This is a genomic window from Pseudarthrobacter phenanthrenivorans (assembly GCF_036455295.1).
Classification (GTDB): domain Bacteria; phylum Actinomycetota; class Actinomycetes; order Actinomycetales; family Micrococcaceae; genus Arthrobacter; species Arthrobacter phenanthrenivorans_C.
Genome location: NZ_JAYXNX010000001.1, coordinates 146,855 through 159,662 on the forward strand (window position 1 = coordinate 146,855; position 12,808 = coordinate 159,662).

Genomic DNA, 12,808 nt, shown 5'->3' on the forward strand with positions numbered 1-12,808 from the left:
GTCCAGCCTTGTCCGCCGACCATAGGCACAGCTGGTCCCCATCCGCAAGGAACGGCAGGGGAAGCGGGCCACATATAGTGGGGTTTGAACTGCAGACGCCAGGCTGAGGAGGCCACCGCATGCTCGTGCTCGTCATCAATTCCGGTTCGTCATCGCTCAAATACCAGGTCAGGGATGTGGCCGCCGGGACGGTTCTCACCGAGGGACTGATCGAGAAGATCGGCATGGGCAACGGCGGCGGTGGCGACGGCGAGCCGGTGGGCCCGCGGGACCATGCGGAGGCCCTGGAGCAGGTGGACGCGGCCATCCACCACGAGCTGGGCGGCCTGGAGCTCGGTGCGGTGGGGCACCGGGTGGTCCACGGCGGAGAACGGTTCTCCGAGCCCGTGCTGGTGGACAACGAGATTACCCGCGCCATTGAGCGGCTCAACCCGTTGGCGCCGCTGCACAACCCCGCCAACGTCCTGGGCATCCGCGCCATCACCAAAAAGTGGCCCAAGATGCCGCAGGTGGCCGTGTTCGACACCGCCTTCCACCGCACCCTGCCCGAGCACGCGTGGCGTTACGCCGTCCCGGACGAGCTCTACACGAACCACGGCATCCGCCGCTACGGCTTCCACGGCACCTCCCACGAGTACGTGGCGCGGCGGTCGGCGGCGCTGCTGGACCTCCCCATTGAGGAATTCGACGCCGTCATCGCCCACCTGGGAAACGGCGCGTCCGTCACTGCCATCCGCGGCGGACACTCCGTGGACACCTCCATGGGCTTCACCCCGCTCGAGGGTTTGGTGATGGGCACCCGCTCGGGCGACCTGGACCCGTCCATCCTGGTGTTCCTGGGCCGGGCCGGCTGGTCTCCCGAGGACATCGACACCATGCTGAACCGCGAATCGGGGCTCAAGGGCCTGGCCGGGAACAACGACATGCGCTCCGTGGTGGAGGCCTCGGAGGCCGGCGACGAACGCGCCTCAATGGCGCTCGCCGTCGCGTCCTATCGGCTGGCCAAGTACATCGGCGGCTACCACGTGGCCGTTGGCGGGGCCAAGGCGCTGGTGTTCACCGCGGGGATCGGCGAGAACTCGCAGCAGTTCCGGGCGCAGGTGACGGACCGGCTGGGCGCCCTGGGCATCGAGCTCGACGGCGGCCTGAACGCCGTGCGGTCCAAGGAACCGCGCGTCATCTCCACGAAGTCCTCCGCCATCCCCGTCCTGGTGGTTCCCACGGACGAGGAGCGCGCCATTGCGGAAGCGACGGCCGCCGTCGTCTCCGCCGCCCGCTGACGCGCATGCCCGCCATCTCCCTGCCCATCCGCACCGACCGGCTGGTCCTGCGCCGCTTCGACGGCCGCGACCTGGATGCGTTCCATGCATACCACTCGATGCCGGACACTGCACGGTACCTTCCAGGCCCGGCCAAGACCTACACCCAGTCCATGGAGCGGGTGGGGCGGTATGCAAACTTTGTCTTCGAGAAGGAGGGGGACTGGGTGGCCCTCGCCATCGAGGCCGCCGATGAACCCGGGCTGCAGGGCGAGGTTGTGCTCAAATGGCTGCCGGGACGCGGGCAGGGCGAAGTAGGGTGGACGCTGGCGCCCGGAGCCCGCGGCAAGGGCTATGGCACGGAAGCCGCCCAGGCAGTCCTGCGGCTGGGCTTCGAGGACCTGGGCATGCACCGGATCGAAGCCCGGCTGGATGAGCTCAACGTGGCCTCAGCGTCGTTGTGCACCCGGCTGGGCATGCGGCTGGAGGCGCGGCACGTCGATAAGTGGCACTACAAAGGGCAGTGGGCCACCGAACTGGTCTACGCCGTCCTTGCCGATGAGTGGCGGATCGGGTTCCGCAGCCAGCCCTAAGCCCGGCCCTTGAGGATCAGGTTCCAGTAGATCCTGGGAAACAGGTCCCGGTCCACCACCCAGGACAGCTTGCTTTCGTTCCAGGTGGGCACGCGCGGGATGGTGGGCATGGGCCGGTAGCGGTCGTCGAATTCGGCGAACACCACCGTGTCCCGGGACACCGTGAACGGGCATACCGAGTAGCCGTTGTACTTGGCGCGCAGCGGCTTGCCCTTGCGGGCTGCCACCAGGCTCTTGGCCACCACCTTGGTCTGCTTGCGCAGCGCGCCGCCGGACTTGGAGTTGGTGGTGCCGGCGGCGTCGCCCAGGGACCATACGTTGGGATACCGGAGATGCCGCAGCGTCTGCCGGTCCACTTCCACGAACCCGCCCGCGTCCCCGTGGGCCGGCAGGTCGGTGGCCTTGAGCCAGTCCGGCGCGGACTGTGGCGGGACAGCGTTCAGGACGTCGTACGTCAGGTCCTCAGTGGTGTTCGCGGCGTTGTCCCGGATGGTGACCCGCCGGCCGGAAGGACTGACAGCCACCAATTCGCTGTTGGTGCGCAGTTCGATCCCGTACTCGGCGATCTTGCGGTCCAGTTCCCGGTCCACCTCAGGAATACCGAAGACGGTGGGATACGGCTGGACCATCACCACCCGGATCCTGTCCAGGACCCCGCGGGAGCGCCAGTAGTCGCAGGCAAGGTACATGGGTTTCTGCGCTGCGCCGCCGCACTTGATGGGGCCGGCAGGCATGGTGAAGATGGCCGTCCCGGAGGTCAGGCCGCTGAGCAGGGTCCACGCCTTGGGGGCGAGGTCGAACTCGTAGTGGGAGGCGCCGTAGGGGGAATGCACGGCGTCGGCCAGGCCGGGCACCGCGTTCCAGTCGTACTGCAGCCCCGGGCATACCACCAGCTGGCCGTAGCCCACCCGGGTCCCGGACGCCAGGGTGACCGTGTTGGCATTGGCGTCAACGTCGACGGCGGCATCCCGGATCCAGGTGACGCCGTTGGGTGTTACCGATTCCTGCGGACGGATAGCTTCCTGGGCCTGTGCCCGGCCACCGGCGATGTGCGAGAACAAGGGCTGGTACAGGTGGTGGTCCTTGGGCTCGATCAGCGCAACGTCCTTGACCCCGTACCGCTCCAGCCGTGCTGCCAGCGACACCCCTGCGTTGCCGCCGCCAATGATCACCACCTCATGCTGGGCAGCCATGGCGCTACTTCTTCTCGGTCAGCGCGGACGCCTTGTGCGCTGCACGCGCCCCGGTTTTTTCCGATTCCACCACGTACTGCGGCTCATCCTCGCTCGCCCGGTGCGTATTGCCGTCGAGCTCGAAGTCGCCGGTCTTCTTTTCCACAATCCTGCCGTGCGTCCTGCCCTGCGAAGTGTTCCACTCCACGCGGGTTCCCTTGCTCAGTGACATGCCTGCTCCTCTGGTATTCCTGCGGAAAACAAGTGCCCAATAATAGTAAGCATGGTTAGCTTTTTCGGGTACGACGTTTCACATCGATTGCTCCGTACCTGTCGTTTAGCGGGTCCAAAAGGACAACAAGGGAGCAATCGATGGGTTACTTCACGCCCGCTCCCGGCAGCAGTTCGGTGGCGCCCAGGGCATCTGCGATGAACGCGTAGTCCCAGGCCCGCTCACGCCACTGCACGTAGCGGCCGGAGGCACCGCCGTGGCCGCCGTCCATCTCGATCTTCATCACGATGGGTTGGGACCCTGTGGTCTTGTTCCGCAGTTCCTGCACCCACTTTGCCGGCTCCACGTAGAGGACCCGGGTGTCGTTGAAGGATGTGACGGCGGCGATCTTGGGGTAGGCCACCTCCCGCACGTTCTCGTAGGGGGAGTAGGACTTCATGTAGGCGTAGGCCTGGGGGTCTGTGATGGGGTTTCCCCATTCCTCCCACTCCAGTGCGGACAGCGGCAGGTCCGGGTCCAGGATGCTGGTGAGCGGATCCACGAACGGCACCTGCGCCACGATGGCCGCGTACTTTTCCGGCGCCATGTTGGCCACTGCGCCCATGAGCAGGCCGCCGGCCGAACCGCCCAGGGCCGCGATCCGGGAGGGGTCCACCCAGCCCGAAGCTGCGAGCCAGTCGGTGGCGTCCACGAAGTCGGTGAAGGTGTTCTTCTTGGTGAGCTTCTTCCCGTCCTCATACCAGTGCCGGCCCAGCTCGCCGCCGCCGCGGATGTGGGCAATCACGAACACCACGCCGCGGTCCAGCAGGGACAGGCGGGCGATGCCGAATCCCGGATCCATGCTCATCTCATAGGAACCGTAGCCGTACACCAGGCCTGCCGCCGTCGAATCCTGTTTGACTGCCTTGTGCCGCAGGACGGACAGCGGGATACGCGTGCCGTCTGCGGCCGTCGCCCACTCCCGGGTGGCGATGTAGTCGCTGCCGTCGTAACCGCCCAGTACGGGGCTCTCCTTCCGCAGCAGCAATTCGCCGGCGGGCAGTTGGGGAGTGGGCAGGACGAAGTCGTAGATGCGCGACGGCGTGAAGTAGGAGGTGTAGCCGAGCCGGATCGCGGGGGCGTGGTAGTCGGAGCCGCCCACGCCCGCGGTGTAGAGCTCTTCGTCGAAGGCCGGTTCCACGGGCGCCTGCTGCGACGGCGTCCCCAGTCCGGGCAGCCCCATCACCTGGACGCGTTCGATGGTGTCCTTGCGGATGGAGACGATGAGGTGCGTGGCGGTGACGCCGGCGCCGTTGACGCGGACGTCGCGGGAGTGTTCGACGACGGTCTGCCATGATTGTTCGTCCAGCGGCTTTTCCAGCTCGGCCGGGTCAGCCAGGGAGACCATGGAATTGATGGCCCCGCGGTTGTGCGTGAGCAGGATGCGTTCCTGCCCGTCGAGCAGGAAGGGCTCGGCTTCGTAGAGGATGCGCTCGTCCCGGGGAATGACGGTGGTGATGGTTCCGGAGGGGTCGTCAAAGCGCAGCAGCCTGGTTTCGCTGTACTCCGAGCATCCGATCCCCAGTACCAGGTGGCGCCGGTCGGCGGAGAGTTCGAAGCCCAGCCACATGGCGGGATCGTCCTCCTGGTACACCACCACGTCGTGGGACACGGGGGTGCCCAGGACATGCGCCTTCACCTGGTAAGGCCGCCAGGATTCATCCACCACCGTGTAGAAGAGGCGGCTTCCGTCCGGGGAGAACGCAACCCCGTAAAAGATGTTTTCGATGGTGTCCGGCAGCAGTTCGCCGGTGCGCAGGTCCTTGATCCGGAGCGTGAAGCGTTCGTCGCCGGAGTTGTCCACGGCGTAGGCGTAGAGGTTCCCGTCGACGGTGACGGCGGTGCCGCCCACGGAAAAGAAGGGCTTGCCTTCAGCTTCGGCGTTGCCGTCCAGCAGGACCTCCTCGCCGGGGATTTCCACTCCGGGCTCAACGGCCGGCGGCGTCCAGTCGGCCACCTTGTCCCCGCTGTCCTGCGCCTGCACCCGGCAGTGGATGCCGTACTCCTTGCCCTCGGCGGAGCGGCTGAAGTACCACCAGCCATCCTTGCGGTGCGGGACGGAAAGGTCTGTTTCCTGGGTGCGGCCCTTGATCTCCCGGAAGATGGCCTCGCGGAGCGGTTCCTGGTGCGCGGTGACAGCTTCCTGGTACGCGTTCTCGGCGCGCAGGTGCTCCACGACTTCCGGCGATTCCTTGTCCCGCAGCCACTCGTAGTTGTCCACGAACGTTTCCCCGTGGTGGGTGCGTTCGGTGGGGATCTTCTTGGCAACCGGGGGAACCGGGACAGCAGTGCCGGGGGAGTCCTGCAGGGATGTGGAGGTCATGGAATCAATATATAGACCACCCTGCACAAGTCGGCCGGGCGTTCGCTGACGGGGGAGACGCGACGGGCCGAAAGACTCTGGGATGCGTCCGCTGTCCCCGTCAGGCTGGGAAGGCACTCCAAAAGCTGTGATGAAAGGAAGCGCCATGACCCCGGACTCCGGACCAGATCCCCGGGCCAAGGCCTGCCTGGCGGTTGCCGGCTGCGTGGGCAGGGCCTGCGTAATGCTGGCCCGCAGGCAGGTGCACTTCCCGAAAGACAACGTGGGCAGGGTGCTGCGGTTCGCGGACGGAAGCACGTCGCGGGTGTACCGGGAGACCACCGTGGAACACCAGGCCGCCGAACCCTGCGTCCTTGTAGTGGCCTTCACGCTGCGGTGGGTGCGGGGCAGCGCCCATCGCCTGTTCGAAGCGGAAAGCATCCTGAACACTCCCCTCTTTGTGGGCTTCCCGGGTTATGTCTCCAAGCTCTGGTGTGCCCACGACACGTTCGGCGCCTACCGCGGGCTGTACGAATGGGATGGCGCCGAGCGGGCGCACCGGTACGCTGCAGCCCTCTGGCGCGTCCTGGAGTTGGTGAGTGTTCCCGGGTCCATCAGTTACAAGGTCCTGCCCGGACTCCGCCGCGACGAGGTGGTTGCCAATCCTGCGCGGATGCAGGGACTGCCGCAGTCCGACCACGCCTGGTGGCGTCTCCTCACGCAGGCGTGACGGCCGGCCCCGAATGGCAGCCTCGAAGGGCACGACGACGGACTCGGACGTCTTAGTGGTGGGCGCCGGTCCGGCCGGGCTCGCCACCGCCCTCCAGGCCCATGCGCACGGGGCGTCGGTGCGGGTGGTGGACCGGCGGCAGCACCGGATCCGGCCGTCCCGGGCCATGATGATGCACGCCCGGGCACTGGAGGGGCTCCGCCCGCTGGGCGTGACCGATGAGTTGCTCAACCGTGCGGATACCACCCCCGAAGCGCGCATCCACGTGGGCCGCCGCGTTGTCGAGGCCCGGCTGGGCCGCGCGGACCTGCCGGATACGGCGTTCCCGCACCTGACCCTGGTCCGGCAGGCCGACGTCGAGGACGTTCTCTGGCAGGCGCTGCAGGCCCGCGGCGTGGGGGTGGACTGGGGCGTCCGGTTCCACGGGCTGCACCGGGACAAGCCGGTGGCCTCCGGACCCGGGCTGGTGCACGCTGAGCTCCACCGGGCGGACGGTGGGCGGGAACAGCACCGCAGCCGGTTCCTGGCCGGCTGTGACGGCCAGTCCAGCACCGTTCGCGGCCTCATCGGGGCACGGTGGCGCGGGGGCCCGTATGGGGTGGACGCAGTCATGGGCGATCTGGAGCTTGACGGACCCCTGGACCCCGGGCTGCTGCACGTCGCGGTGGGGAGCGCCGGGCTGGTCTTCCTGTTCGCGCTGGGGGAGGGGGCCGCGTGGCGGATGCTGGCCACCCGGCCGGCGGTGCCGCCGCCAGGTGCCCGTTTCGGCCAGCTGGGCCCGGCTGTCCCCGGGGAGGAGGTGGTGGGCCTGGTGCATAATTCCGGGCTGGGCGCGGTTGTCCGCGGGGTGCGGTGGTCGGCTCAGGTGCCGCTGCAGCACCGGATCGCCAGTACGTTCGGCAACGATCCCGTCTTCCTGGCCGGTGACGCCGCGCACGCCCATTCCCCGGCCGGGGGCCAGGGCATGAACAACGGCATCCTCGACGCCCTCAACTTGGGTTGGAAGCTTGGGTTCGCCTCGACGGCGGGCAGGCCGCTCCCGGAGCTTCTCGGGAGCTACGGGCAGGAGCGGCGCCCTGCCGCCCGGCGGGTGCTGGCCCTGACGCACGTCATCTTTTTTGGGGAGGCCTCGCCCTATCCGGTGGCGCGCCTGGCGCGCAGTATCCTGCCGGTGCTTGCTCCGGCACTGCCGCTGGTACTCCGGCAGCGGTGGCTGACGTCCAAGGGGATCCGGCTGCTGGCCCAGCCGTTCGTGCACTACCGGGGCAGCCCCCTGTCGTGCGATGCAACGCCCCGGGCCGCCGGATGGCCGCGGCCGGGGGAACGGCTGCCGGATGCACCGGCTGCCGTGGGCGGCCGGCCCACGCGCCTTCACGACCTCACCGCCGCACCGGGGATCCACCTTTTCCTGGAGCGCGACGCCGGCCCGGCCACCCTGGGCGCCGGCCCCACCGTCCCGGTCACGGAGGGACAGGCGCCGTTGCAGGGGCAACTGCTCCACGTCCACCGGCTCACCAGCCATCCCGGCCGTGGGGTGGTCGCCGTACGCCCCGACGGATACGTGGGGTTCCGCTGCGGCGATGCGGACGCAGGCCAGTTGCACCACTGGCTCCGGCTGGTGGGCGTGGCCCAGGGACCGGAGCCCGGGGACCGGAGGTAACCCCCCGCCGTCGTGATGCTCCATCAGTTATGGCTCCTAAAGCGGGCCTTTAGGGACCAAATGTGATGGAGCAACCTGGGGGAGGGGAGGGTGGTTGCGGGCGGACGGCAAGCGTAGGCTGGTCAGTTCAAGGCACATCCGCCCAGTGTGAGAGGGGAAGTTCCATGACCATCCCGCCAGTGCACGAACCTGAGCCGTTTCCGCCGGATCCCGGCCCGGAGCCCACGTCCCCGGACCCCACGCAGCCGCGGCCGCCCGGTCCGCCGTCCCCCAATCCGTTCCCGGCACCACCGGCCCCGGGTCCGCTGCCCGTGCCCGATCCGGGCCCGGCCCCGTTGCGCCCGGACCCCACGCGGGACTGAACCGCGAACCAGTGAAGGGGGCCTTCCACCGTTGCGCAGGCAGGGGTGGAAGGCCCCTTTTCGCTGTCCTGGGAGGGGCGGAAATTCTTGAGAAATCCGGCCTCCGGACCCTTGCGGACCTGCTTCACCAGTGCTAAAAAATCTGTATCAGCCACTACAGATCGGCTGATACGGAAATTGTGTTGGACCGTCTCTTACGAGGAGGGAAGCCATGTTGATGCGAACCGATCCGTTCCGCGAGCTGGACAGGCTGGCCCAGCAGGTCCTCGGCACGGCTGCACGCCCGGCGGCAATGCCAATGGATGCATGGCGTGAGGACCAGGAGTTCGTCGTGGCCTTTGATTTGCCCGGCGTGAACGTGGAATCGGTGGACCTGGACGTTGAACGGAATGTCCTGACGGTGCGGGCCGAGCGCCCTGATCCCATGGGCAAGGACACCGAACTCATTGCCGCTGAGCGGCCGCGCGGCGTCTTCAGCCGCCAGCTGATCCTCGGTGACACGCTGGACACCGAGCATGTGAAGGCCAGCTACGACGCAGGCGTCCTGACGCTGCGGATCCCGGTCGCCGAAAAGGCCAAGCCGCGCAAGATTGAGATCGAAACGAAGGGGGCAAAGCAGGAAATCGCCGCTTAGTTTCACACAGGCTCGGAAGGCGGGCAGATCTGTTGACTGCCTTTTTGGGGCGAATCGCCATTCTGTGCACGCCACAGCGCCAGACAGCGCATCGGCAGCTAAGGCCTTAACCTTCCGACACGGCGGCCCTGGCTTCGGCCGGGGCCGTCCGCGGTTAAGGGGCGGTTCCCGTTTGTCAGACGCTGAATTCCAGCATCAGCGCCGGCAGTTCGTCGGCAAGTTCTCGGGCCAGGAACCCCAGTGGCCCCAGCCGGATGGCCAGCCGGTCCGCTGCGGCTGCGTGCAGGTGGGTTCCCCAGCATGCTGCCTGTGCGCCGGTGGTTCCGCGGGCCCGGAGCCCTGCGATGGCTCCGGCCAGGACGTCGCCGCTGCCGGAGGTGCCCAGCCCGCCGTGCCCGGTGGTGATCTTCCACAGCCCGGGACCGTCCCGGTCCGGTCCGGACGGCTGGGTGATGAGGCCCTGGCAGCTGACCACGGCACCGTACCGTTCGGAGATCTCGGCCAGGTCTTTTTCGAGTTCGTCCACGTCCCGCCCCAGCAGGATGGCCGCCTCCGTGGGGTTCGGAGTGAGGATCAGCCGGCCGCGCCAGGGATCCAGCTGGTCCTCCAGCGGCACCAGGGCGCCCAGGGCGTAGGCATCGAGGACGACGGTGGGCCCTCCTCCCCTCCCGGCGTCGCCGCCGCTCCGGCCGGGAGCGTCCGGACCACCGCCGGTCTCGCGCTTGAGCATCGCCTCAAGCAGTTCCCCTGCAAGGTCGGGATCATCCAGGCCGGGCCCCACCAGAATGGTGTCCGCCCGGTCCAGGTAGGAGGACATGGGGTCCAGATCCGCCTTGACCGACCCTCCGGCAGTCTCCGGGAGTCCGATGGAACCGCATTCCGGAAGAGCCACCGCGAGTTGCGCGGAGACGGACTCTGCAACGGCCAGCGTGAGTTTCCCGGCCCCTGCCCGCAGGGCCGTTGTCCCGGCCAGCAGGGCTGCGCCGGGGGTGGCACGGGCCCCGCCCACCACCAGGACCGAGCCGCGGGAATACTTGTCCCCGCCCGGCGCCGGCAGCGGCCACTCCCGCAAAAGGGACGGCGTCACGAGGGTGGCGCCGGAAGCATCACCGCGGCCGGACATTGGTATCTCCCGCGTGCTGGGTGACCGTCACGCCCTGCTCGGCCAGGTGGTCGGCCACGTTGAAGCTCTCAAGCGTCCACGGCCCCACGCCGGAGGGCCGGACGAACCGGGTCACCGAGGCGTTGAGGATGGCCTCCCTGGCGGCAAGGTCCAGCAGTTCCTCCTCGCTGAGTCCTTCCAGCACATACCGGAAGAGCATGATCACGGCGTCGTGGCATACCAGCATCACCCGGTGGCCGGTGCCAAGGTTGTTCAGTTCCGCCAGCACGGACCGGAGCCGCAGCGCCACGTCCGCCCACGATTCCCCTCCGGGCGGGCGGTAATACAGCTTCCCCAGCCACTCCCGGCGTTCGGATTCCTCGGGGTAGCGGTTCTCCACGCCCAGCCGGGTGAGCCGGTCCAGGATGCCCAGCTCGCGGTCCCGCAGCCGCTCATCAATGGTCACCTGGAGGGGCCAGCCGGCCGTTTCCACGGCAATCTCGGCCGTCTGCCGGGCCCGCGCGTAAGGGGAGGACACCACCGCGTCCGGGCGGAGGTCCGGGGCAATCCGCCCCAGCGCCGTGCCCAGCGCCTTGGCCTGGTCCCTGCCGGTTCCGGACAGGTCCACGTCGGCGTCGCGGGCGGGAACCTGGATGACCTCCACACCGGCCTCGCGGGCTTCCGTGGCCGCAACGTTGCCTTCACTCTCACCATGCCGGATGAGGAGCAGCTCCACCGCTCCGGCCTCCTGGACCGCTTCGGTCAGTCCGTCGTCGTTCGAAGATCCGCCCGTCAAAAAACCACCCCGTCCTCGCCGTTCACCTAACCGTGCCCGATGCCGTGCCGAATGCAGGAGCACTACCAACGGCGTACCCAGGGGGCGGCGGAAAATAACGGACGACGGCGGGCGCGCACCCTGGGTGCGCGGCCGCCGTCGCGATGGCTACAGAAAGTGGCCCGAACCCGGGCTACCGTTCGGGCGTCAGCGTCCGGGAGAACACGGTCGCCCCGTTGGCGTTGCGGAGGCTCACCGTGAAGCTGTTGTCTTCGCCCAGCTGGACGTGGCCGAAGAACTGGTTTTCGCCGTCACGCGGGGACTCACCGGCAAAACGCCCTGCCTTGGAGAACACCACCTCGGGGCCGAACGTGCCGTCCATGCTGTTGGGGCCAAAGGAACCGGCGGCGATGGGACCGGCCACGAACTCCCAGAACGGATCAAAGTCGGTGAAGGCGGCCCGCTCCGGGGAGTAGTGGTGGGCAGCGCAGTAGTGCACGTCCGCGGTCAGCCACACAGTGTTCTTCACGCCGTTGCGCTTGAATGCGCTCAGCACCCCGGCGAGCTCCAGCTCACGGCCCAAGGGGGCGCCGTCGTCGCGGTTGGAAACGCTCTCTTCGTTCACCGGGCCGTCCGGGACCACTACACCCAGCGGGAGGTCGTTGGCGATGACCTTCCAGGTCGCCTTGGACTTGGAGACCTCGCTGACCAGCCAGTCCACCTGTTCCTGGCCCAGGATGGCGGTGGCGTAGGGTTCCTTGCCATCGGTGTTGGGCGACTTGTAGGTGCGCATGTCCAGGCAGAAGATGTCCAGCTGCGGGCCGCGGGAGATCTTCCGGTAGATCCGCGCCGGCTGGTACTGGCCGGCGTCGTCAAAGGTTCCCGGGCGCCAGATGGCGGAGCTGTCCGCGATGGGCATGTTCTCCTGCCATGCCTGCCGGCCGCGGGCGGCGAGGGTGTTCACGTCACGGACGGTGTAGCGGGAGTCATCCAGGATCTGGCCCGGGTACCAGTTGTTGTGGGTCTCGTGGTCATCCCATTGGGCGATTACGGGTACGTCCGCGAACAGGGCGCGCATGTTCGCGTCCATGGAGTTGTAGCGGTGCCGGCCGCGGAACTCGGTCAGCGTCTCGGCCACCTTGGAGACCTCAGGGGTCACCAGGTTCCGCCACACCTGGCCGTCCTTTTCCACCACCGACTCGGCGATCGGCCCGTCCGCGTAGATGGTGTCGCCGGAGTGGATGAAGAAGTCCGGACGGGTCTGGTGCATCGCCCGGTAGCCGCGCATGCCGCCGATCTCCTCGTTGATGCCCCACCCCTGGCCGGCGGTGTCGCCCGTCCACACGAAGCTTTGCCCTGACGGCGCCGGGACGTCGCCGCTGTTGCCCGTGGCACCGGTGCGGCCCTTGCCGTTGACCGTGCCGGCGTCGGGGGCCGTCCGGAAGCTGCCGCGGACGGTCTCACTGGCCGCGCCGCCGTCGTCCTCGAAGCTGATCTCCAGGGCGAACCTGGTGTTGGACGGCAGGTTCCCGGCGTGGATCTTGGCGGTGAAGTCGGACGCTTGGGTGGCGCGGGGGCCGCGGAGGATCCGCTCAAAGGCGCCGCGCCCGCGCAGGACCTCGCCGCCGTCGTCCACCGCACGCAGGACCGCCGTCATCCGGCCGGCGCCCGAGGCCCGGGACCACAGCACGGCCGAGTCGGAGGTGACGTCGCCGGTGGCGATGCCGCTGGGCAGGGTGAGCCGGTTGCGCACCAGCGCGACGCCCGACGGGGTGGCCTGGCTTACCTGGGCTGCGGCGGGGACGGATGCGAGGGCGGCGGCCAGGACGGAGCCCTTAACGACGGTGCGGCGTGAAACATGAAGGTTGGAGGTCATGCCCTCAGGTTTCCGGCAGCGGACGCACAAACATCATCCTGCCGGTGAACCGGAGGCAAGCCCGGGCTGAAC

At 68.3% G+C, this 12,808-nt stretch carries 11 protein-coding genes; 5 read left to right on the plus strand and 6 right to left on the minus strand.

Going from position 1 to position 12,808, the window contains the following annotated elements; genetic code table 11:
• Positions 1–119: 119 nt before the first annotated feature.
• Positions 120–1,280: an acetate kinase gene (locus VXJ37_RS00665; RefSeq protein ID WP_331321148.1), complete on the plus strand. Its 1,161-nt coding sequence runs from the start codon at positions 120–122 to the stop codon at positions 1,278–1,280.
• A 5-nt stretch (positions 1,281–1,285) separates the two neighbouring features.
• Complete coding sequence (locus VXJ37_RS00670; protein ID WP_331321149.1) at positions 1,286–1,852, plus strand: GNAT family N-acetyltransferase; 567 nt, start codon at positions 1,286–1,288, stop codon at positions 1,850–1,852.
• Here VXJ37_RS00670 and VXJ37_RS00675 read toward each other — a convergent pair.
• The 3 genes from VXJ37_RS00675 to VXJ37_RS00685 form a co-directional block, all read right to left on the minus strand.
• The gene (locus VXJ37_RS00675) at positions 1,849–3,045 is read right to left on the minus strand and encodes an NAD(P)/FAD-dependent oxidoreductase (protein ID WP_331321150.1); all 1,197 of its coding nucleotides are present in this window, start codon (positions 3,043–3,045) and stop codon (positions 1,849–1,851) included. The genes VXJ37_RS00670 and VXJ37_RS00675 overlap by 4 nt on opposite strands.
• Before the next feature lie 4 nt (positions 3,046–3,049).
• The gene (locus VXJ37_RS00680; protein WP_331321151.1) at positions 3,050–3,256 is read right to left on the minus strand and encodes a DUF2945 domain-containing protein; all 207 of its coding nucleotides are present in this window, start codon (positions 3,254–3,256) and stop codon (positions 3,050–3,052) included.
• A 145-nt stretch (positions 3,257–3,401) separates the two neighbouring features.
• The gene (locus tag VXJ37_RS00685) at positions 3,402–5,618 is read right to left on the minus strand and encodes a S9 family peptidase (protein ID WP_331321152.1); all 2,217 of its coding nucleotides are present in this window, start codon (positions 5,616–5,618) and stop codon (positions 3,402–3,404) included.
• A gap of 145 nt (positions 5,619–5,763) precedes the next feature.
• Between VXJ37_RS00685 and VXJ37_RS00690 the strand changes: the two genes are divergently transcribed.
• From VXJ37_RS00690 to VXJ37_RS00700, 3 genes are all read left to right on the plus strand, one after another.
• The gene (locus VXJ37_RS00690) at positions 5,764–6,327 is read left to right on the plus strand and encodes a hypothetical protein (protein WP_331321153.1); all 564 of its coding nucleotides are present in this window, start codon (positions 5,764–5,766) and stop codon (positions 6,325–6,327) included.
• Positions 6,328–6,340: 13 nt separating this feature from the next.
• Positions 6,341–7,987 carry an FAD-dependent monooxygenase gene (locus tag VXJ37_RS00695; RefSeq protein WP_331321154.1) on the plus strand — a complete coding sequence of 549 codons (1,647 nt, stop codon included), beginning with the start codon at positions 6,341–6,343 and terminating at the stop codon, positions 7,985–7,987.
• 573 nt (positions 7,988–8,560) lie between these two features.
• Positions 8,561–8,983 (plus strand): Hsp20/alpha crystallin family protein, encoded by a 423-nt coding sequence (locus tag VXJ37_RS00700; RefSeq protein ID WP_331321155.1) that lies wholly within the window; start codon positions 8,561–8,563, stop codon positions 8,981–8,983.
• Positions 8,984–9,158: 175 nt separating this feature from the next.
• On the opposite strand, the gene VXJ37_RS00705 is transcribed toward VXJ37_RS00700, so the two are convergent.
• The 3 genes from VXJ37_RS00705 to VXJ37_RS00715 all read right to left on the minus strand — a co-directional run bounded on the left by VXJ37_RS00705 (position 9,159) and on the right by VXJ37_RS00715 (position 12,736).
• The gene (locus tag VXJ37_RS00705; RefSeq protein ID WP_331321156.1) at positions 9,159–10,106 is read right to left on the minus strand and encodes an NAD(P)H-hydrate dehydratase; all 948 of its coding nucleotides are present in this window, start codon (positions 10,104–10,106) and stop codon (positions 9,159–9,161) included.
• Positions 10,090–10,881: a histidine phosphatase family protein gene (locus VXJ37_RS00710; protein WP_331321157.1), complete on the minus strand. Its 792-nt coding sequence runs from the start codon at positions 10,879–10,881 to the stop codon at positions 10,090–10,092. The genes VXJ37_RS00705 and VXJ37_RS00710 overlap by 17 nt, the downstream gene beginning before the upstream one ends.
• A gap of 172 nt (positions 10,882–11,053) precedes the next feature.
• Entirely contained in the window at positions 11,054–12,736 is a 1,683-nt protein-coding gene (locus VXJ37_RS00715; RefSeq protein ID WP_331321158.1) for an alkaline phosphatase D family protein, read from the minus strand.
• Between the last annotated feature and the right edge of the window lie 72 nt (positions 12,737–12,808).